Raw genomic sequence first — 18,933 nt, forward strand, 5'->3', positions numbered from 1 at the left:
GGCAGACCATGAAACAAGGCCTGTCCTTACGCGTCTCGCAGCACTTGGCGCTTACGCCCCAGTTGCAGCAGTCGATCCGCCTGTTGCAACTGTCCACGCTGGAGATGGCGCAGGAAGTCGAGCAGATGCTCGACGAGAACCCGTTTCTGGAACGCACCGAGGAAATCGCCGAGCGCGAAGCTTTCGGGCTGGAGCAGGTCGACGTGCCGGTGAGCGCGGGGGAGCAGATTGCCGATGCCTCCCTCCCGGAAGCGCCTCTTCCCGCGCAGTCGATCTCAGAATCGAGCTCCTCCAGTTCCGAGGCCACCGACGGCGATGGGCTGGAAAGCAAGCTCGAAGGCGCCAGCCCGGTGGAGGAAAGCTGGGAGGGCGACGGCACGGTGGAGATGGCGCCGGACGACAGCGAGTGGGGGGGCGAGGCCCCGGCGCGCAACAGCGGATCGGGCGACGGCGACGAAACCGCCAGCGCCGCCGATCTCGCGCGCGCACCGGTCAGCCTGCAGGACCACCTGCACGACCAGGCGCGCTGCCTGCGCCTGTCCGATGAGGACCGCGCTGCGCTGTACTTCCTGATCGAATCCCTCAACGACGACGGCTATCTGGAAGAAAGTCTGGCCGAACTGGCCGGTGCCTGGCTGCATCTCTCGGCGGTGGCGACCCTGATCGAGAACGATCCTGCCGCGCAGGAAGCGCGCGAGGAACTGGAGCAGCGCCTGGGCGTGGCCCTGCAATGGCTGCAGCACATGGAACCCGCGGGCGTGGGCGCGCGCGACCTGGGCGAATGCCTGCGCCTGCAGATCCTGGAACTGCGCAACACGCCCGAGGCGCGTGCCGCGCTCGCCATCTGCGGCCAGCCGCTGGAGCTCATGGCCAAGCGCGACGTCAAGCGCCTGTGCAACCTCTGCGGCATCGACGACGAAACCGCTCGCGCCGCGCTCGGGCTCATCGCCCGCCTCGAACCCAAGCCGGGTCGTCGCTTCGTCGATGTCGAGCGCAACGTGGTCGTGCCCGATGTGATCGTCACGCGCGCCGGTCGCGGTTTCAAGGTCATCCTCAATCCCGACGTGATGCCGCGCCTGCGAGTGCACGACGTGTACGCCAACGCCATGCGCCAGAACCGGGGCGGCCGTGACAACGGCGGCGAGGCCGGCCACGCGGCCATGCAGCAGCGCCTGCAGGAAGCGCGCTGGTTCATCAAGAACATCCAGCAGCGCTTCGACACCATCCTGCGCGTGTCCAGTGCCATCGTCGAACGCCAGCGCAACTTCTTCATGCACGGTGAACTGGCCATGCGCCCGCTGGTGCTGCGCGAGATCGCCGACGAGCTCGGCCTGCACGAGTCCACCATCAGCCGCGTGACCACCGCCAAGTACATGGCCACGCCCTTCGGCACCTACGAACTCAAGTACTTCTTCGGCTCGTCGCTGGGCACCGAGACCGGTGGCAACGCGTCGAGCACGGCGGTGCGCGCGCTGCTCAAGCAATTCATCTCGGCCGAAGAGCCGGCCAAGCCGCTGTCCGACAACCAGCTCTCCGACCTGCTGCGCGAACAGGGCATCGAGTGCGCGCGCCGCACCGTGGCCAAGTACCGCGAAGCGCTGCGCATTGCGCCCGCGAACCTCCGCAAAGCGCTATGACCCCCACGCTCCGCCGCTTCGCGGGTCGCTGCCCCCCAAGGGGGCTGTTTCGCCTTGGGGCGGCCCGGCGGCGAAACGCTCCCTTATGAATCAACTGCAAATTTTCTTGCCCTGCGCCGCCGGCGTGGAGGACATGCTCGCCGCCGAGGTGAGCCGCATCACCGGTGAGGCCGCGCCCTACAAGGCGCGCGGCGGTGTGGCGGTGAATGCCTCGTGGCGCGATGCCATGCGCCTGAACCTGCACAGCCGCCTGGCGCAGCGCGTGCTGGTGCAGCTCTGGCACGGCGAATACCGCAGCGAACAGGACCTGTACCGCGCCGCGAGCGACGTGGCCTGGGAAATCTGGTTCACGCCCGCGCAGACCATCAAGGTCGAGATCACCGCGCAGCACAGCCCACTGACCTCGCTCAACTTTGCCGCGCTCAAGGTGAAGGACGCCGTGTGCGACCGCTTCCGCGAGAAGCGCGGCGAGCGACCCAGCGTCGACACCACCTGGCCCGATGTGCGCATCCACGTACACCTCACCACCGACACGGTGAGCCTGTACATCGACACCTCGGGCGAGCCGCTGTTCAAGCGCGGCTGGCGCGAGGACAAGGGCGATGCGCCGCTGAAGGAAACGCTGGCCGCGGCCATGATCACCGCTACCGGCTGGGACGCCTGCGCCGACCAGCCGCTGGATGAGATCGTGCCGCTCTACGACCCCTGCTGCGGCAGCGGGACCGTGGCGATCGAGGCGGCTCAGATCGCGCTGCGCATCGCGCCCGGGCAACTGCGCCGGTTCGGGTTCGAGAAGCTGCTGCCCTTCCAGCCGCATGTGTGGCAGGCCATCAAGGACGACGCCTCGAAGCAGCAGCGCGAATGGCCGGCCGGCCACGCCCCCATCGTCTTCGGCAGCGACGTGTCGTTCCGCATGGTCGATTTCGCGCAGCGCAATGCCGAGCGCGCCGGCGTAGCGCATGCCGTCGAGTTGCGCGGAGGTGATGCGCTTCAACGCATGCCGCCGAGCGAGCGGCCGGGCGTGCTGCTGCTCAACCCGCCGTACGGCGAGCGCATCGCGGCGGCTGGTGTGGCAGGTGAGAACGCCAGCGCACGCGCCCAGCGCCGGGAGCCGCGCACCTTCACCGTGGGGCAAGGCCAGGGTCGCGAAAGCGCGCAGATGGCCGATGGTGGCGACGGCAGCGAGTTCTTCAATCAGCTCGCCGCGCACTGGAAAAGCCACTACGCCGGCTGGAGTGCCTGGCTGCTCACGCCCGACCTCAAACTGCCGGGCAAGATGCGCTTCAAGGAGTCGCGCCGCGTGCCGCTGTGGAACGGTCCGATCGAATGCCGGCTGTTCCGATTCGATTTGCTGGCACGCAAGCCGCGCCCCACCGCTGAGGCCTGAACGTGGAGGTCGCGGCGGAGATCACCGACGCGCTGGTGCTCGACACCAACATCGCACTCGATCTTTTCGTGTTCCAGGATCCGGCCATCGCGCCCCTGCGTGAATGGCTGGAGGGTGATCGGAACGCCTGGATCGCCACTGCACCCATGCGCGAAGAGTTCGCGCGCGTTCTCGGCTACCCGCAGATCGCCCGCCGCCTGGATGCGCTGGCGCGGCCCGCCGCGGAGGTGCTCGACGCTTTCTATCGCCACGCGCGCATCGTGCCCGAGGCCCCCAAGGCCGCCTACACCTGCAAGGATGCCGACGACCAGAAGTTCATCGACCTCGCGGTGCAACACCGCGCCACGCTGATCAGCAAGGACGATGCCGTGCTCTGCATGGCCAGGCGCCTGGCGCGCGTGGGTGTGCACGTCCGCCGCGAATGGAGTCCCTTGCATGTCTAGAACGCTGATCCTGCTTGCCCTTTTGGGGGTTTTCACGTGCGTGAATGCCCACGCCATCCCGCGCTGCGAGCTCAACGGCGAGAGCGTCAACCCCAACAACGGCCACACCACCGCCGGCAAGAGCGGTGTGATGCGCTGCGTTGACGAGGACGGCCAGGTGCGTCGGCGCGAACAGACCCTGCGCGACGGCCGCTTCGTCGGACCCGTGGTGATGGTGCTGGCCGACGGCGAGCGCCGCGAGTACAGCGTCAACGACCGCGGCAACCGCGATGGCGTGGCGCGCACCTTCGATGGAAAGGGCACCTTGCGAAAGGAAGAGAACCTGGAAGACGGCGCCGCGGTGGGTGTGCAGAAGAACTTCGCCGAGGCCGGCCATCTGCAGGAGCTGCACTTTGCGCTGGGCCGTCGCACTGTGCTCACGATCGGCTACCTGGCCGATGGCGCACTCAGCGAGCTGCGCTGCGCGCCCGTCACGCTGGTGCCGCAGGACCGCGACGTGTGCGGTCATGCCGGTCGCGCCAGTGAAGTCACGCTGTACCGCGAGGCGGGCAAGCCTTCGGGCACCGTGAGTTACCTCAAGGGCCAGATGCAGCGCCAGACCGTGCTGGACCGCGAAGGCCGGCTGGTGCGCAGCGAGGAACTGAAAGACGGCCGGCGCATCAAGCGCGTGTTCTACGCGTCCGGCCAGCCGCGCTCCGAGACCGACTTCATCGAGCGCGACCCCAACAGCAGCGAAGGTCGCGAGGGCACGGCGCGTGAATGGGCCGAGAGCGGCCAGCTCACGCAGGTGAGCACCTGGGTGGGCGGCTACGAGCAACGCATCGAGCAGTGGTACCTGAACGGGCAGCGCAAGGTGCGCCAGCAGATCCGGCGCGAAGGCCGCAACCAGGAGCGGACCACCGAGAGTTTCTGGGACAACGGCAAGCCCGCCGCGGTGAATCAGGAGCGCAACGGTCGACTGTGGGGCTGGCAGAAATACTTCAGCGAAGACGGTGTGTTGCAGCGCGAGGAGGAGCACGGCGAGCGCGGCCTGCTGCTGCGCCGCAAGCGCTACGATGCCCAGGGCGCCCTGGAGCGCGAGGAACGTTTCCTGGAAGACGGCTCGCGCATCTGAGGACGGCGCGTCTCAAACCGACGAGGAGAACGGACATGGTCATTCGGGTGGTGCGACTGGGCAGCGAGCGAGCGGCCGGCGAGGGCATGCGCATCGGCACCGTGCGGCGTCCGCCGCGTGGCGTGCCCAAGTCCGAGTTCGCTTCGGGCAACTGGTACGACGTGTGGTACCCGAACCTCGCACCCAGCGTGGAGACCATGAAGCTCGGTCAGGAAGCGCGCACGCCGGCCCAGTGGCTGGGTTTCACCCGCAAGTACCGCACCGAGATGGCCCTGCCCGACCACGTTCGCAGCATCGAATTGCTGGCCAGGCTCTCGCACCAGAGCGATTTCTCCGTGGGCTGTTACTGCGAGGACGAATCCCGTTGCCACCGCTCCATCCTGCGCGAGCTGCTGCTGGAGAAGGGTGCGCTGGTGGAGCCGGCGGCATGAGCTGGCACACGGCGCTCGCGCTGTTCACCGCGCTGGGTGCCGCCACGGTCGGTGGCGTGTTCTTTGCGTTCTCTTCCTTCGTGATGAAAGCGCTGGCCGACCTGCCACCGGCCCAGGGCATCGCTGCCATGCAGCGCATCAACGTGGTGGTGATCAACCCCTTGTTCCTGGGCACGTTCCTGGGCACTGCGCTGCTCGCCCTGGGATGCGTGGCGGTGGCTGCGATGTCCTGGGGCTCGCCAGCTTCCGGCTGGCTGCTGGCGGCAGGCCTGCTCTATGCGGTGGGCACGTTCGGCGTGACGGGCGCCCTGAACGTGCCGCGCAACGATCGCCTGGCGCGGCTGGACGCGCACTCACCCGAAGCCGCGAGTTACTGGAAGCTGTACCTGAGCGAATGGACCTGGGGGAACCATGTGCGCACCGCAGCGGCATTGGCTTCGGCGGTCTGCGCATCAATGAGCCTGGCAACCACGTGACGTTCAACACGCCCTGGTAAGCAATGTGTCGTACGTTTCAGACAGGGGTATCAAAGCCCTGCGAGCCGTCGTTACACTCGCCGGCACATCAACCAGGGAGACTCCCATGTTCCGTTCCTGCCTGCTCGCCGTCGGTGCCCTCGCTCTTACCGGCTGCGCCTCTGTCATCAACGACGTGACCCATCCGATGAAGGTGGAGACCAAGACCTCCACGGGCAACGTGGTCGCTGGAGCCGAGTGCAAGCTGACCAACGATTATGGGGTTTTCCCGGTGAAATCCGGCGATACCGTGCAAGTTCGTCGTTCCAGCAAAGACCTTGAGATCGTCTGCAAGGACCCTGCGAATCCCGACGCGGTGGCCAAGGCCATTTCCCGCGCCAACGGAGGCATGTTCGGCAACATCATTCTTGGCGGCGGCATCGGCGCCATCATCGACCACAACAAGGGCACGGCTTACTCGTATCCGCTCTGGGTACAACTGGTGTTCGGAAAATCGCTGGTGTTCGACCGCATGGCCGAAAAGGACGGGGTGCCCACGGTCGGCACCGAAGTCCCGGCCACCACGGCCAAGAACTGAGGCTCCGGCTCCCCGGGTGCCTCCTCCCGCCCCGGGGCTGTCGATCCGGGCATGCGGTGTTCGTCGTAGAGTCAGAGGGCCGTCCTCTGGTCAACGTCGAGACAACACCATGATCCGTAACACCTACACCGGAAGCTGCCACTGCGGCCAGGTCGCCTTTGAAGTCAAAGGCGAGATCGACAGCGCGCTGTCCTGCAACTGCTCGATCTGCTTGCGCAAAGGCAGCCTGCTCTGGTTCGTCCCCCGTGAGCAGATGAAGCTGATCACACTCGAAGACGCCGCGGGCACTTACATGTTCAACAAGCATGTGATCAAGCACCGGTTCTGCCCCACCTGCGGCATCCATCCGTATGGCGAAGGGGTCGACCCGAAGGGCCAGGCGATGGCCGCGATCAACCTGCGCTGCCTCCAGGGCGTGGATCTGGCTACGATACCGGTGCACGAGTTCAACGGCCGCGACATGTGAACCGCGGAACTCGATCCACGTTCATCTCAATCCGGAGACGCATCGATGGTTCCCTTCAATGACTGGCTGCTGTTCGTCGGCGCCGCCCTGCTGATCGTGCTCACGCCTGGGCCGAACATGATCTATGTGATCTCCCGTTCCATCTGCCAGGGTCGCAAGGCGGGGGTGATTTCCTTGTTCGGCGTCATGGCGGGTTTTCTCGTTCACATGTTTGCCGCCGCGCTGGGGCTGACGGCGCTGTTCATGGCGGTGCCGCTGGCCTACGAACTGCTCAAGTGGGCCGGGGCGGCCTACCTGCTCTACATGGCCTGGCAGGCGGTGAGGCCGGGTGCGAGTTCTCCCTTCGAGGCGCGGCAATTGCCGGTGGACTCGACGAGGAAGCTTTTCTTCATGGGCTTCCTCACGAACCTGCTGAACCCCAAGATCGCGGTCTTTTACCTGGCGATCTTTCCGCAGTTCGTGTCACCCGAGAACGGTTCGGTCTTCGTGCAGAGCATGGTGCTGGGTTTCACGCAGATCGGGGTGAGCTTCACCATCAACCTGGCCATCGCACTGTCGGCGGGCACCCTGGCCACCTGGTTTGTGCACCACCCGCGCTGGATGGCGGCGCAGCGCTACATCATGGGCTTTGTGCTCGGCGGTCTGGCCGTGCGCCTGGCCATGGAGCAGCGCAAGGCTGCCTGAGACGCACCCGCACGCTCCGCCGCTGCGCGGGTCGCTGCTCCTAAGGGGTTGGTTCGCCTTGGGGCGGCCCGGCGGCGAAACCGCTCCCCTCAACCCAGGCTGAAGCGCTCCGCACTGGAGCGGTCCCAGTAGGTGGTGAACACCGCGTGCTGGGCGGCCACATCGGTGAGCAGTGCACCGGCTGGTGTGTGCGGCAGCAGGTTGGAGAGCAGGCGCACCTCGTTCTCGCTCACGCGGCGCACCAGATGGTGGGCGGTGATCTCGCGCGGGTGCAGAAGGCCGGCGGCCTGCACCAGTTCCTTCAGGGCCTTGAGCGTGTTCTGGTGGAAGTGATAGACGCGGTCCGCCTTGTCGGGCACCACCAGCGCCTGCTGGCGCACGGGGTCCTGTGTGGTCACGCCGGTGGGACACGTGCCGGTGTGGCAGCTCTGGGCCTGGATGCAGCCCAGCGCGAACATGAAGCCGCGCGCGCTGTTGCACCAGTCCGCACCGATCGCCATGGCGCGCACGATGTCGAACGCGCTGATCACCTTGCCTGCGCAGCCGATCTTGATGCGGTCGCGCAAGTTCACACCCATCAGCGTGTTGTGCACCAGGCGCAACCCTTCCTGCAGCGGCGCACCCACATGGTCGGTGAACTCCAGCGGTGCTGCGCCGGTGCCGCCCTCGGAGCCGTCGACCACGATGAAGTCGGGGGTGATGCCGGTCTGCAGCATGGCCTTGACCATGGCAAACCACTCCCAGGGGTGGCCGATGCAGAGCTTGAAACCCACCGGCTTGCCGCCCGAGAGTTCGCGCAACTGCACGATGAAATGCATCAGTTCCACTGGCGTGGAGAACGCGCTGTGCGAAGGTGGCGAGATGCAGTCCATGCCGACCGGCACGCCGCGCGCGGCGGCGATCTCGGGCGTGACCTTGGCCCCGGGCAGGATGCCGCCCACGCCCGGCTTGGCACCCTGGCTGAGCTTGATCTCGATCATCTTCACCTGCGCGTCGATGGCGTTGGCCTTGAAACGATCGGGGCTGAAGCGGCCTTCTTCGTCGCGGCAGCCGAAGTAGCCCGAGGCCACTTCCCAGATGAGGTCGCCACCATGCAGCCGGTGGTACGCGGAGATGGACCCTTCGCCCGTGTCGTGCGCGAAGCCGCCGCGTTTGGCGCCCGCGTTCAGCGCCTGGATGGCGTTGGCCGAGAGCGAACCGAAGCTCATCGCCGAGATGTTGAACACGCTGGCCTCGTAGGGCTGCGTGCAGTCAGCGCCACCGATGGTGAGGCGGAAATCGTGCGTGGCGATGTGGCTGGGTTGCAGCGAGTGGTTCAGCCACTCGTGGCCGTTGGCGCTCTGGTCGTGCTGGGTGCCGAAGGGGCGCTTGTCGGTCTCGCCCTTGGCGCGTGAGTAGGCCAGGCTGCGCTGGCTGCGCGAGAACGGCGTGGCCTCGTTGTCGCTCTCCAGAAAGTACTGCCGCATCTCGGGGCGGATCTTCTCCAGCATGAAACGCAGATGCCCGATGACCGGGTAGTTGCGCAGGACCGAGCTCCTGGTCTGGCGCAGGTCCCACAGGCCCACCGCCGAGAGCGCGGCGAACAGCAGGAAGGTCCAGCCACCCACGCCGAAGCCCACCAGCGTGAACAGGCTCAGCAGCGCAATCAGCACGCACAACGCAAAGGCCGTGTAGCGAACCGGGTAGAGGGCATTGAGTCGTTCTAGCATGCGGTCGTCTCCAGGGATGGCGGGGGCTACACTGGCGGCCATCATAAAGATGCCGCTCATGAGTACCCTGCCCGAACCCCTAGACCACACCGACTACGACGCGCTCGACGAGATCCTCGACGACCTGCGCACGCGCGACGAAGAGGTGCCGCAATGGGAGTTCTGCGAAGGCGCCATGGCCGCATTGCTGTGCACGCGCCGCACCCTCTCGCCGGCCGAATGGCTGCCGGTGCTGCTGGGCACCGGCTCCCTGCCCACGGCGCCGCAGGAAGAGGGCACGCACTTCGCCAACACCGCCCAGTACGACCGCTTCATGGGCTTGTGGGCGCGGCGTGGCGCCGAGGTGGCCGCGTCGCTCGCGGCCCCGGTTGAAACCCTGGAAGACGAGCGCAGCTACCACCCGGAACTCATGGACGTGCGAGGCGCTGTGGCTGCATTGCCCGAGGCCGAGCGCGCCGATTTCAAGAACCAGGACCTGCCCGCCTACGCCCAGGTCTGGGCGCTGGGCTTCATGTTCGTGGTGGAGAACTGGTCGGACGACTGGGCGCCGCCGCGCGACAAGGACACCGCCGCGTGGATCGACGAGGCGCTGGACCGCATCGTGGCGCTGACCGAGGACGACACCGGCAAGCCCACCGTCAACATGCACGACGAGGAAGGCCCGCCGAGCGTGAGCGACGAGCGCCTCAACGATTTCGGTGCCGCGATCTGGGCCGTGTACGACCTGTGCCAGATCGGCCGCAGCCTCGGGCCGCGCGTGGCGCCCGTGCGCAAGGCCGCCGCGCCGGGCCGCAACGATCCCTGCCCGTGCGGCAGCGGCAAGAAGTACAAGAAATGCCATGGGCTCGAAGACAACGATTGACGGGTGAATATTCATTCGCTTAAGATCGCGTCGCCATGAAACCCAAGGACGACGACAAGCAGCAGGCCATTGCCAGCGCCACCCTGGCGCTGGTGGAGCGCGTCGGCCTGAGCGGATTGACCATGGCGGCCATTGCGCGCGAGGCCGGCATTGCCACCGGCACGCTGTACGTCTACCACCGCTCCAAGGAAGAGCTGCTCAACGCGCTGTACGAGCAGGTCAAGGGCGCGCTGGTGGGGTTGATCGATGTCGACATCGATCCCGCCACGCCGTTTCGAACCCGCTTCCAGATGAACTGGACGCGCCTGCTGCGGCACCGGCTGGCGCACGGCCCGGAGGCCGTTTTCATGGACCAGTACTACAACTCGCCGTGGTTCAGCGAGGCTTCGCGCCAGTTCTCTGCGCGATTCGCCGCCGGTTGCCTTCGCTTCTTCGACGAAGCGCGTGAGCAGCAGATCGTGAAGGATGCGCCCACCATGATGCTGGCGGCGCACTTCTTCGGCTCCGTGCGCGACACCGCCAGCCTGCTGCGCAGCGGTGACCTGCCTGATACCGACGCTGCGCTGAACCAGGCTTTCAGCCTCTGCTGGGACGGCATCAAGGCCTGAGCCACTTGAATCTGAAAGCCGAATTGCCTTCAAAAACCGAATGAACGTTCATTCATAAACCATTTCCCCACCCACCCTCAGGAGAAAACCACGATGCCCACCACGCTCAACATCAACGGCAAGGACGTCCGCGTCGATGCCGACGAATCCACGCCCATTCTCTGGGCCCTTCGCGACACGCTGGGCATGACCGGCACCAAGTTCGGCTGTGGCGCGGCTTTGTGCGGCGCCTGCACCGTGCACGTGAATGGCACGGCCACGCGCTCCTGCGTCACGCCGATCTCGGCGGTGGTGGGTCAGAAGATCACCACCATCGAAGCGCTGCAGACCGATCGCGTGGGCAAGGCCGTGCACCAGGCCTGGGTCAAGGCCGACGTGGCGCAATGCGGCTACTGCCAGAGCGGCCAGATCATGAGCGCCACCGCGCTGCTCAAGACGAACAGGAAGCCGAGCGATGCCGACATCGACGCGGCGATGGCCGGCAACATCTGCCGCTGCGGCACCTACTCGCGCATCCGCATCGCCATCAAGGACGCGGCCCGCACGCTGGCCTGAAAGGAACCGCCATGCACCTCCAACACCACTCCGCTGAACAGATCCGCGCCCACCTGCCGCCCGCGCTCGCACACCGCCTGGCGGACGCCGGGACCGCTGAAGGCATCGCGCGCCGCAGTTTCCTGAAGATCGCCACCGCCTCGGGTTTCGCGCTCGGCGCTTACCCCTTCATGGCGAACGCCCAGCAGGGCGCAGCGCCGGCCGCCTCGGGCCTCAAGCCCGACCAGCAACCCGCCGCGTTCGTGAAGATCGCGCGCGATGGCACCGTCACCGTCACCGTCAACCGTCTGGAGTTCGGCCAGGGCACGCACACGGGGCTGGCCATGGTGCTGGCCGAAGAACTCGACGCCGACTGGAGCCGCGTGCAGGCCGTGCACGGCAACGCCGACCCGGCCTACAACGACCCCGCCTTCGGCATGCAGATCACCGGCGGCTCCACAGCGGTGAAGCATTCGTACACCCAGTACCGGGAACTCGGCGCGCGCACCCGTGCGATGCTGCTTGCGGCGGCTGCGAAGCAGTGGAATGTGCCGGTGACGGCGCTGGCCACCGAGCGCGGCGTGGTGATCGGCCCGGGTGGCAAGAAGCTCACCTACGGCGCGCTGGCCGATGCCGCCATGCAGCAGCCCGTGCCCGCGCAGGTGACGTTGAAGGACCCGTCGCGCTTCAAGCTGATCGGTCAGCCCACGACACGGCTGGACGCCAAGGCCAAGGCCAGCGGCCAGCAAGGCTTTGGCATGGACGTGCGCCTGCCCGGCATGCTCACCGCCGTGCTGCAGCACCCACCCGTGTTCGGCAGCAAGGTGGCGTCGGTCGATGACGCCGCCGCGCGCGCCGTGCCGGGCGTGAAGGCCGTGCTGCGCATACCGCTGCACGACGGTGGCGAAGGCGTGGCCGTGGTGGGCGAGGGCTACTGGGCCGCGAAGCAGGGCCGCGACGCCCTGAAGGTGCAGTGGGACGACGCAGGCCGCGAGAAGGTAGACAGCGCGAAGCAGCTCGCGAGCTACCGCGAACTGGCCGCGAAGACCGGCCACATCAAGCACAACGCCGACATGGCGCCGCTGGCGAACGCGCCGCAGAAGATCAGCGCCGAGTTCGTGTTCCCCTACCTGGCGCACGCGCCCATGGAGCCGTTGAACTGCACCGTGCAGATCGAGGGCTCGGGCGCCAACGCGAAGGCCAGCGTGTGGACCGGCACCCAGATGCCGGGCCTGGACACGGCCGCCGCCGCGCGCACGCTGGGCATCAAGCCCGAGCAGGTGGCGATGCACGTGCAGATGGCCGGCGGCGGCTTCGGTCGCCGTGGCCTGCTCACGAGCGACTTCGTCGTCGAGGCCTGCACCATTGCGAAAGCCACGCAGGCTGCGGGCATCACCGCGCCGGTGCGCACCGTGTGGAGCCGCGAGGACGACGTGCGCGGCGGCTACTACCGCCCGATGCACGTGCACCGCGCCGAGATCGGCTTCGACGCGCAGGGCAAGGTGCTGGCGTGGGACCACGTCATCGTGGGCCAGTCCATCATGGCCGGCACCTTCTTCGAGCCCATGATGGTGAAGAACGGCGTGGACGAGACCATGGTCGAGGGCATGGGCAAGCCGTACGACGTGCCCATGCGCCTCTCGGCCCACCACCCCAGGCTCAACGTGCCGGTGCTGTGGTGGCGCAGCGTGGGCTCCACGCACACCGGCTACGTGATGGAGACGCTGATCGACGACATCGCGCGCGCAACGAAGCAGGACCCGGTGGCTTACCGCATGAAGCTCATGGACGCCAAGGCCGTGCGCCACCGCGCGGCCCTGCAACTGGCGGTGGACAAGAGCGGCTACGGCAAGAAGACCCTGCCGGCGGGCCGCGCCTGGGGCGTGGCGGTGCACGAGTCGTTCGACTCGGTGGTGGCCTACGTGGTGGAGGCCTCGGTGGTGGACGGCGCGCCGAAGCTGCACCAGGTCACGGCCGGCGTGCACTGCAACCTGGCGGTGAACCCGAAGAGCGTGGAGGCGCAGATCCAGGGCGGCGCGCTGATGGGCCTGTCCATGTGCGTGCCCGGCGCGGCCATCACGCTCAAGGACGGCGTGGTCGAGCAGAGCAACTTCGGTGACTTCGCCGTGCCGCGCATCACCGACATGCCCGCCATCGCCGTGCACATCGTGCCCAGCGCCGACGCGCCCACCGGCGTGGGCGAGCCCGGCTTGCCGCCACTGGCGCCGGCGTTTGCCAACGCCATCGCACAACTGACCGGCAAACCGCTGCGCGAGTTGCCGTTCAAGCTGGCGTAGGCGCCGCGTCCCGCGCCTGCTGGCAGAGGAAGTCCAGCAGGCGCTCGGCCGCCGGCGTGAGATCGCCGTGGCGGCGGAAGCAGATCGCGAACTGGCGGTGCGCCCAGTCGTTCTGCAACGGCACGATGCGCACCTGCCCGGCTGAGACGTAGATCTGGCTCACCTCGCGTGGCACCACGCTCACGCCCAGGCCGGCGCCCACGACGCGAAATGCCGAATCGAAGTTGGACACCACCACGCGGTAGCGCATGGTCTTGCCGGCCCGCACCGCCGCGCGGTGCAGCATGGTGTGCACCGCGGTGGAGGGTGGCAGGCCCACGTGGTCGTGGTCCAGCGTCTCTTCGAAATGCACCGACTCGCGCCGGGCCAGCGGATGCCCGAGGGGCACGGCCAGCGCCAGTTCGTCGCGCCGGTAGGGGCGCGACTCGAGCCCGCCGAAATCGATGTTGCTCCAGCACACGCCGAGCGAGACCACACCCTCGCGCACCATGCCCACAATGTCGCGGGAGAAGCGCTCCTCGATGTCGACCTGGATGTCCTGGTGCGCGGGCTCGCGCATGAAACCGGCCAGGTCGTCGAGCAGCGATTCGGCGATGGCCGATGCGCTGGCCACCAGGCGCACCTGGCCCTTGATGCCGCCTTTGAAAGAGGCCATGTCGGCCTCGATGCGGTCCATGGTGAAGAGCACGTTGCGCGCGTGCTCGAGCAGCGCGCGGCCCGCCGGCGTGGGCTCGGCGCCGCGCCGCCCGCGCACCAGCACCGGCGTGCCGATGACGTCCTCGAGCTGCGCGATGCGCTTGCTGATGGCCGAGGGCTCGATGTGCTCCTGCGCCGCGGCGTCTTTCATGTTGCCCAGGTCGCACACGGCCACCAGCAGCCGCAGGGTTTTCAGGTCCAGGTCTCTCATCGGGGCAAACCCTCGGTTTAAGTTCCGAAACGGAATTTAACTGCTTCCGTAAGTTCACTTGATGTTGTTTATGGAAATCATAAACTGCGCAGCCATGCCAACCGCATCCTTGCCCGCCACCGCCGTGATCCGTGAAGTCGGTCTTCGCGACGGCCTTCAAAGCATCCAGACCGTGCTGTCCACCGAGCGCAAATGCCGGTGGATCCGCGAGGCGTTTGCCGCCGGCCAGCGCGAGATCGAAGTGGGCTCCTTCGTGCCCGCCCGCCTGCTGCCGCAGCTCGCCGACACCGCGGAGGTGCTGGCGTTCGCGAAATCCCTTCCGGGGCTGAAGGCCTCGGTGCTCGTGCCCAACCTGCGCGGTGCCGAGCACGCCTTGCAGGCCGGGGCCGACCTCATGATCCTGCCGCTCTCGGCCAGCCACGCGCACAGCCTGGCCAACCTGCGCAAGACGCCCGACGAGGTGGTGGACCAGATGAAGCAGATCCGCGCCGCGCGCGATGCCTCGGGCAACACAACGCTGATCGAAGGCGGCGTGGGCACCGCCTTCGGCTGCACGCTGCAGGGCGAGGTGAAGCCCGCCGAGGTGCTGCGCCTCATGCAGGCCTTGCTGGACGCCGGCGCCGACTGCGTGAGCCTGGCCGACACCGTGGGCTACGCCGACCCGGCGTCGGTGAGCCGCCTGTTCGAACAGGCCTTGCGCATCGCCGGAGACCGCTTCTGCTGCGGGCATTTCCACGACACGCGCGGCCTCGCGCTGGCCAACGTGTACGCCGCACTGCAACTGGGCGTGGGCCGCTTCGACGCCTCGCTGGCCGGCATCGGCGGTTGCCCGCACGCGCCGGGCGCCAGCGGCAACGCCGCCACCGAAGACCTGGCCTTCATGCTACAGGCCTGCGGCGTGCACACCGGCATCGACATCGAAGCCCTGCTCGCGCTGCGCCACCAGGTGGCCGGCTGGCTCGAAGGCGAAGCCACCCACGGCACGCTCTGGCGCGCCGGACTCCCGCGAACCCTTCACCCTGCCACCGCATGAACCACAGCCCCACCGGCCTGCCGCTCGAAGGCGTGCGCGTCGTCGAATTCACCCACATGGTCATGGGCCCCACCTGCGGCATGATCCTGGCCGACCTTGGTGCCGAGGTCATCAAGGTCGAGCCGCCCTGCGGCGACAAGACGCGCAGCCTGCCGGGCCTGGGCATCGGCTTCTTCCGCAGCTTCAACCGCAACAAGAAGAGCGTGGTGCTCGACATCCAGACCGAAGAGGGCCTGGCCACTGCGAAAGAACTGATCGCGGATTGCGACGTGCTGCTGGAGAACTTCCGTCCCGGTCTCATGGACAAGCTGGGCCTGGGTTGCGACGCGTTGCGGCGCATGTTTCCGCGCCTGATCTACGTCTCGCACAAGGGCTTCCTGCCCGGTCCCTACGAAGACCGCCTGGCGCTCGACGAGGTGGTGCAGAACATGGCCGGCCTGACCTACATGACCGGGCCCGAAGGCCGGCCCTTGCGCGCGGGCTCGTCGGTCAACGACATCATGGGCGGCATGTTTGGCGCCATCGGCGTGCTCGCGGCCTTGCGCGAGCGTGAGCGCACCGGGCAGGGGCAGGAGATCCAGAGCGCGCTGTTCGAGAACTGCTGCCTGCTGGCCTCGCAGCACATGCAGCAGTTCCAGATGACGGGTGAGGTGCCACCGCCGTTTCCTTCCCGCATCTCGGCGTGGAGCGTGTACGACACGTTCACGGTGGCCGGCGGCGAACAGCTCTTCATCGGCGCGGTGAGCGACAAGCAGTTCGCCACGCTGTGCCAGGTGATCGACCGCCCCGACCTCGCCAGCGATCCTGGACTCGCCACGAACGCGCAGCGCGTGGCGGTGCGCCCGGCGCTGCTGCGCCGGCTGGCCGACACCTTGCAGCACCAGGACCTGGAGTCCATGTGCGCGCGCCTGCAGGCGGCTGGTCTGCCTTACGCCAAGGTGGTGCGACCCGACGAGCTTGTGAACGACGAGCATCTGATCGCAAGTGGCGGCCTGGTGCCCATGCAGACCGGCGACGGCGACACCACCCAGGTGGTGTTGTTGCCGCTGCTCATGGGCGGTCGCCGTCCTGGTGTGCGCAGCCCTTTGCCCCGGGTGGGCGAGCACACCGAGGAAATCCTCGGCGCGCCGCACGCCGCCTGACCGAACCCTCACCCACAACACAACAGGAGACATCCATGCAACGCCATTCCCTCAACCGCCGCACCCTGCTCGGCATGGGCGCCGTGCTCGTGGCCAGCGCCGCGCCCGCGTGGGCGCAAGGCACGTCCACTCCCTTGCGCGTGATCCTGCCGGTGGGCGCCGGCTCAGGCGTGGACACCATCGTGCGATCGGCGCAGAACGCGTTGTCGAAGGCCCTGGGCGGGCAGCCGGTGGTGGTGGAGAACCTGCCGGGTGCGGGTGGCATCACCGGCACTTCGGCGCTGGTGAAGGCCGCGCCCGATGGCCACACCGTGGCCTTCATCTCCAACAACCACTCGGTGAACCCGAGCGTGTACAAGAACGTGCCCTACGACGGCCTGGCCGACATCACGCCGATCAGCGTGGTCGGCGGCTCGCCGTTCGTGCTGGTGGTCAACCCGGCCCGGATGCCGGTGAAGGACGCGAAGGAAATGCAGGCCCTGCTGCTCTCGAAGCCCGGCCAGTTCAACATGGGCTCCTCGGGCAACGGCACCATCATCCACCTGGCGGGCGAGATGTTCGTCGAAGCCGTGGGCGCCAAGGTGCAGCACATCCCCTACAAGGGCATGGGGCCGATGATGACCGACATCATTGCCGGCCAGGTCGACTTCGGTGTGGCGGCGGTGCCGGCCGCGCAGGGGCATCTGGCCTCGGGCCGCATGCGCGCGATCGGTGTCATGGGCAAGTCGCGTGTGGCCTCGCTGCCCGACGTGCCCACCATCGCCGAGCAGGGCTTCCCGGCGGTGGACGTGGCGGGCTGGTTTGCCATGGTGGCGCCCAAGGGGTTGCCCGCTGCGCAGGTGGACCGCCTGCACAAGGCGGTGGTCGCGGCGTTCGAAGATCCGGAGGTGAAGGCGGCCATGGCCAGGCAGGACAACTTCATCAACCCCACCACGCCCGACGCGGCCGCGCGGTTCCTCAAGTCGGAGCAGGAGCGCTACGGCAAGCTCGTCGCCAAGGCCAACATCAAGCTCGACTGAGCTCGCGCTAGAACGACGACAGGTCGAACGGCCCGCCCTGTTCCAGCGCGCGCTGGTAGGCCGGCCGCTCGTGGATGCGGCGCAGCCAGTCGGTGAGCTTGGGCCGGTTCTTAAGCAGGCCGCGCGCCTCGGCCGCTTCGATGCCGAAGCTCATCTGCACGTCGGCGGCGCTGAACGAACGGCCGGCGAACCAGGGGCCGTGCTCCGTCAGTTCGGCTTCGAGGTAGTCGAAATGGCGCTTGAGGTTGGGCGTGACCAGCAGGCCCTTGACCTGCGTGGAGATGGCCTTGGCCACCGGCCGCACGATGAAGGGGCTCTTGCGCTCGATCTGGTCGAACACCAGTTGCAGCAGCAGGGGCGTGGCCAGCGAGCCTTCAGCGTAGTGCATCCAGTAGCGGTAGCGCAGGAAGCTGGGCGTGCCGCGTTCGGGCGCGAACTTGCCTTCGCCGTAGGTCTCCACCAGGTACTCGAGGATCGCACCCGACTCGGCCAGCGTGGCCTTGCCATCGGTGACCACCGGCGACTTGCCCAGCGGGTGCACCTTCTGCAGCGAAGCCGGCGCCAGCATGGTCTTGGGGTTGCGGTCGTAGCGCTCGATCTGGTAGGGCACGCCGAGTTCTTCGAGCAGCCAGAGCACGCGCTGCGAGCGCGAGTTGTTGAGGTGGTGGACGGTGAGCATCGGTGGCTTTCGTTGAAGGAAGAAGGGTGCCGATTCAGGCCAGTGCGGGCGGCAGGGTTTGCGAGAGAAAGTCCCACACACGGCGGATGCGCGGGTTACTGCGGATCTCGCGGTGCACCGCGAGCCACATGGGCAGGGCGGGAATGTCGAGCATGGGCAGCAGCGGCACCAGGTCGGGATTCTGCCGCGCCGCATAACGTGCCAGGAAGCCGATGCCCATGCCGGCGTTCACGGCGGCCTGGTAGGCGTTGAGGTCGTCGGTGCGCACGGCGAAGTCCTCGCGCTGCATGGGTAGGCCCATCCCGGCAAAACCGCGCAGGATGTCGGTGTTGCGGTCGTTGCCGATGACGTCGTGCGTGAGCAGGTCGGCCGGCGCGCGCGGTGTGCCGCGCCGGCGCAGGTAGTCGCGGTGCGCGAAGGTGCCCAGCGCGACCTGCCCCACGCGCCTGGCGACCAGCGAACTCTGGTCGGGCCGCACCATGCGCAACGCGATGTCGGCCTCCCGTTGCAGCAGGTTGCTCACGGCATTGCTGGACACCAGTTCGATCTGGATGTCGGGGTGCAGCTCGCGCATCTGCCGGAGCAGCGGTGGCAGCAACATGCAGGTGACCGGCTGGCTGGCGCTGATGCGCACCGAACCCCGCGCCTGCGCCTGTGCGCCGGTGGCCTGGCGCGACAACTGGTCGGCGGCTGCCGACATGGCCCGCGCCGCGTCGGCCAGGCGCTGCGCGTGCGGCGTGGGCACCAGGCCACGGCCGGTGCGTTCGAACAGCACCACGCCGAGCTGCGCTTCGAGCTCGCCGATGTGCCGGCCCACCGTGGGCTGGCTGGTGGACAGCGCACGCGCGGCACCCATGAGGCTGCCCCGGTCCAGCGCGGCCAGGAAGGAGCGGATGAGCGTCCAGTTGAAATCTCCAGTATTCATTTT

At 67.6% G+C, this 18,933-nt stretch carries 20 protein-coding genes; 16 read left to right on the top strand and 4 right to left on the bottom strand.

The window, feature by feature from the left end; translation table 11 throughout:
* Positions 1-8 precede the first annotated feature (8 nt).
* The 9 genes from rpoN to ACTIF6_RS14705 all read left to right on the top strand — a co-directional run bounded on the left by rpoN (position 9) and on the right by ACTIF6_RS14705 (position 7,215).
* Positions 9-1,637 (top strand): RNA polymerase factor sigma-54, encoded by a 1,629-nt coding sequence (gene rpoN / locus ACTIF6_RS14665; RefSeq protein ID WP_439588658.1) that lies wholly within the window; start codon positions 9-11, stop codon positions 1,635-1,637.
* An 85-nt stretch (positions 1,638-1,722) separates the two neighbouring features.
* Entirely contained in the window at positions 1,723-3,024 is a 1,302-nt protein-coding gene (locus ACTIF6_RS14670) for a THUMP domain-containing class I SAM-dependent RNA methyltransferase (RefSeq protein ID WP_439588659.1), read from the top strand.
* A gap of 2 nt (positions 3,025-3,026) precedes the next feature.
* Positions 3,027-3,467, top strand: coding sequence for a PIN domain-containing protein (locus ACTIF6_RS14675; RefSeq protein WP_439588660.1), 441 nt, complete (start codon positions 3,027-3,029; stop codon positions 3,465-3,467).
* A complete protein-coding gene (locus ACTIF6_RS14680) occupies positions 3,460-4,581 on the top strand; it encodes a toxin-antitoxin system YwqK family antitoxin (RefSeq protein WP_439588661.1) in 1,122 nt (373 codons plus the stop codon). The genes ACTIF6_RS14675 and ACTIF6_RS14680 overlap by 8 nt, the downstream gene beginning before the upstream one ends.
* Positions 4,582-4,616: 35 nt before the next feature.
* Entirely contained in the window at positions 4,617-5,012 is a 396-nt protein-coding gene (locus ACTIF6_RS14685; RefSeq protein ID WP_439588662.1) for a DUF488 domain-containing protein, read from the top strand.
* Positions 5,009-5,488 carry an anthrone oxygenase family protein gene (locus ACTIF6_RS14690; protein ID WP_439588663.1) on the top strand — a complete coding sequence of 160 codons (480 nt, stop codon included), beginning with the start codon at positions 5,009-5,011 and terminating at the stop codon, positions 5,486-5,488. The genes ACTIF6_RS14685 and ACTIF6_RS14690 overlap by 4 nt, the downstream gene beginning before the upstream one ends.
* A 106-nt stretch (positions 5,489-5,594) precedes the next feature.
* A complete protein-coding gene (locus ACTIF6_RS14695) occupies positions 5,595-6,065 on the top strand; it encodes a hypothetical protein (protein ID WP_439588664.1) in 471 nt (156 codons plus the stop codon).
* Positions 6,066-6,174: 109 nt separating this feature from the next.
* On the top strand, positions 6,175-6,531 hold the full coding sequence (locus tag ACTIF6_RS14700; RefSeq protein ID WP_439588665.1) for a GFA family protein: 357 nt from the start codon (positions 6,175-6,177) through the stop codon (positions 6,529-6,531).
* A gap of 45 nt (positions 6,532-6,576) precedes the next feature.
* Positions 6,577-7,215 carry a LysE family translocator gene (locus tag ACTIF6_RS14705; RefSeq protein WP_439588666.1) on the top strand — a complete coding sequence of 213 codons (639 nt, stop codon included), beginning with the start codon at positions 6,577-6,579 and terminating at the stop codon, positions 7,213-7,215.
* Positions 7,216-7,304: 89 nt separating this feature from the next.
* Here ACTIF6_RS14705 and ACTIF6_RS14710 read toward each other — a convergent pair whose 3' ends face one another.
* Positions 7,305-8,924 carry an FMN-binding glutamate synthase family protein gene (locus tag ACTIF6_RS14710; RefSeq protein WP_439588667.1) on the bottom strand — a complete coding sequence of 540 codons (1,620 nt, stop codon included), beginning with the start codon at positions 8,922-8,924 and terminating at the stop codon, positions 7,305-7,307.
* Positions 8,925-8,982: 58 nt separating this feature from the next.
* On the opposite strand from ACTIF6_RS14710, the gene ACTIF6_RS14715 reads away from it, so the two are divergent.
* From ACTIF6_RS14715 to ACTIF6_RS14730, 4 genes are all read left to right on the top strand, one after another.
* Positions 8,983-9,786, top strand: coding sequence for a UPF0149 family protein (locus ACTIF6_RS14715; RefSeq protein ID WP_439588668.1), 804 nt, complete (start codon positions 8,983-8,985; stop codon positions 9,784-9,786).
* Positions 9,787-9,821: 35 nt separating this feature from the next.
* On the top strand, positions 9,822-10,394 hold the full coding sequence (locus tag ACTIF6_RS14720) for a TetR/AcrR family transcriptional regulator (protein WP_439588669.1): 573 nt from the start codon (positions 9,822-9,824) through the stop codon (positions 10,392-10,394).
* A 93-nt stretch (positions 10,395-10,487) separates the two neighbouring features.
* Positions 10,488-10,949 (top strand): (2Fe-2S)-binding protein, encoded by a 462-nt coding sequence (locus ACTIF6_RS14725; RefSeq protein WP_439588670.1) that lies wholly within the window; start codon positions 10,488-10,490, stop codon positions 10,947-10,949.
* An 11-nt stretch (positions 10,950-10,960) separates the two neighbouring features.
* Positions 10,961-13,225, top strand: a complete 2,265-nt coding sequence (locus ACTIF6_RS14730; RefSeq protein ID WP_439588671.1) for a molybdopterin cofactor-binding domain-containing protein — start codon at positions 10,961-10,963, stop codon at positions 13,223-13,225.
* Here the strand turns inward: ACTIF6_RS14730 and ACTIF6_RS14735 are convergent.
* The gene (locus ACTIF6_RS14735) at positions 13,212-14,132 is read right to left on the bottom strand and encodes a LysR substrate-binding domain-containing protein (RefSeq protein ID WP_439588672.1); all 921 of its coding nucleotides are present in this window, start codon (positions 14,130-14,132) and stop codon (positions 13,212-13,214) included. The two genes, ACTIF6_RS14730 and ACTIF6_RS14735, sit on opposite strands and share 14 nt — an antisense overlap.
* 94 nt (positions 14,133-14,226) lie before the next feature.
* Between ACTIF6_RS14735 and ACTIF6_RS14740 the strand changes: the two genes are divergently transcribed.
* Genes ACTIF6_RS14740 through ACTIF6_RS14750 form a run of 3 tightly spaced genes read left to right on the top strand, consistent with a single transcriptional unit; the run spans position 14,227 to position 17,326 of the window.
* Positions 14,227-15,165, top strand: coding sequence for a hydroxymethylglutaryl-CoA lyase (locus tag ACTIF6_RS14740; RefSeq protein ID WP_439588673.1), 939 nt, complete (start codon positions 14,227-14,229; stop codon positions 15,163-15,165).
* On the top strand, positions 15,162-16,307 hold the full coding sequence (locus tag ACTIF6_RS14745) for a CaiB/BaiF CoA transferase family protein (RefSeq protein ID WP_439588674.1): 1,146 nt from the start codon (positions 15,162-15,164) through the stop codon (positions 16,305-16,307). Before ACTIF6_RS14740 ends, ACTIF6_RS14745 begins: the two co-directional genes overlap by 4 nt.
* 35 nt (positions 16,308-16,342) lie before the next feature.
* The gene (locus ACTIF6_RS14750; RefSeq protein ID WP_439588675.1) at positions 16,343-17,326 is read left to right on the top strand and encodes a Bug family tripartite tricarboxylate transporter substrate binding protein; all 984 of its coding nucleotides are present in this window, start codon (positions 16,343-16,345) and stop codon (positions 17,324-17,326) included.
* Between the two features lie 7 nt (positions 17,327-17,333).
* Here ACTIF6_RS14750 and ACTIF6_RS14755 read toward each other — a convergent pair whose 3' ends face one another.
* Positions 17,334-18,005: a glutathione S-transferase family protein gene (locus ACTIF6_RS14755; protein WP_439588676.1), complete on the bottom strand. Its 672-nt coding sequence runs from the start codon at positions 18,003-18,005 to the stop codon at positions 17,334-17,336.
* Between the two features lie 34 nt (positions 18,006-18,039).
* Entirely contained in the window at positions 18,040-18,930 is an 891-nt protein-coding gene (locus ACTIF6_RS14760) for a LysR family transcriptional regulator (RefSeq protein ID WP_439588677.1), read from the bottom strand.
* Positions 18,931-18,933: the final 3 nt, after the last annotated feature.

This window comes from Hydrogenophaga sp. (genome assembly GCF_051860785.1).
Taxonomy (GTDB): Bacteria; Pseudomonadota; Gammaproteobacteria; order Burkholderiales; family Burkholderiaceae_C; genus Hydrogenophaga.

Excerpts from the sequence above, each read along its gene's own strand:
- ACTIF6_RS14745 (WP_439588674.1), top strand. The coding sequence starts at position 15,162 with ATGAACCACAGCCCCACCGGCCTGCCGCTCGAAGGCGTGCGCGTCGTC.
- ACTIF6_RS14705 (WP_439588666.1), top strand. The coding sequence starts at position 6,577 with ATGGTTCCCTTCAATGACTGGCTGCTGTTCGTCGGCGCCGCCCTGCTG.
- ACTIF6_RS14730 (WP_439588671.1), top strand. The coding sequence starts at position 10,961 with ATGCACCTCCAACACCACTCCGCTGAACAGATCCGCGCCCACCTGCCG.
- ACTIF6_RS14750 (WP_439588675.1), top strand. The coding sequence starts at position 16,343 with ATGCAACGCCATTCCCTCAACCGCCGCACCCTGCTCGGCATGGGCGCC.
- ACTIF6_RS14740 (WP_439588673.1), top strand. The coding sequence starts at position 14,227 with ATGCCAACCGCATCCTTGCCCGCCACCGCCGTGATCCGTGAAGTCGGT.
- ACTIF6_RS14680 (WP_439588661.1), top strand. The coding sequence starts at position 3,460 with ATGTCTAGAACGCTGATCCTGCTTGCCCTTTTGGGGGTTTTCACGTGC.
- ACTIF6_RS14695 (WP_439588664.1), top strand. The coding sequence starts at position 5,595 with ATGTTCCGTTCCTGCCTGCTCGCCGTCGGTGCCCTCGCTCTTACCGGC.
- ACTIF6_RS14725 (WP_439588670.1), top strand. The coding sequence starts at position 10,488 with ATGCCCACCACGCTCAACATCAACGGCAAGGACGTCCGCGTCGATGCC.
- rpoN (WP_439588658.1), top strand. The coding sequence starts at position 9 with ATGAAACAAGGCCTGTCCTTACGCGTCTCGCAGCACTTGGCGCTTACG.
- ACTIF6_RS14760 (WP_439588677.1), bottom strand. The coding sequence starts at position 18,930 with ATGAATACTGGAGATTTCAACTGGACGCTCATCCGCTCCTTCCTGGCC.
- ACTIF6_RS14735 (WP_439588672.1), bottom strand. The coding sequence starts at position 14,132 with ATGAGAGACCTGGACCTGAAAACCCTGCGGCTGCTGGTGGCCGTGTGC.
- ACTIF6_RS14755 (WP_439588676.1), bottom strand. The coding sequence starts at position 18,005 with ATGCTCACCGTCCACCACCTCAACAACTCGCGCTCGCAGCGCGTGCTC.
- ACTIF6_RS14710 (WP_439588667.1), bottom strand. The coding sequence starts at position 8,924 with ATGCTAGAACGACTCAATGCCCTCTACCCGGTTCGCTACACGGCCTTT.
- ACTIF6_RS14715 (WP_439588668.1), top strand. The coding sequence starts at position 8,983 with ATGAGTACCCTGCCCGAACCCCTAGACCACACCGACTACGACGCGCTC.
- ACTIF6_RS14670 (WP_439588659.1), top strand. The coding sequence starts at position 1,723 with ATGAATCAACTGCAAATTTTCTTGCCCTGCGCCGCCGGCGTGGAGGAC.
- ACTIF6_RS14720 (WP_439588669.1), top strand. The coding sequence starts at position 9,822 with ATGAAACCCAAGGACGACGACAAGCAGCAGGCCATTGCCAGCGCCACC.
- ACTIF6_RS14685 (WP_439588662.1), top strand. The coding sequence starts at position 4,617 with ATGGTCATTCGGGTGGTGCGACTGGGCAGCGAGCGAGCGGCCGGCGAG.
- ACTIF6_RS14700 (WP_439588665.1), top strand. The coding sequence starts at position 6,175 with ATGATCCGTAACACCTACACCGGAAGCTGCCACTGCGGCCAGGTCGCC.
- ACTIF6_RS14690 (WP_439588663.1), top strand. The coding sequence starts at position 5,009 with ATGAGCTGGCACACGGCGCTCGCGCTGTTCACCGCGCTGGGTGCCGCC.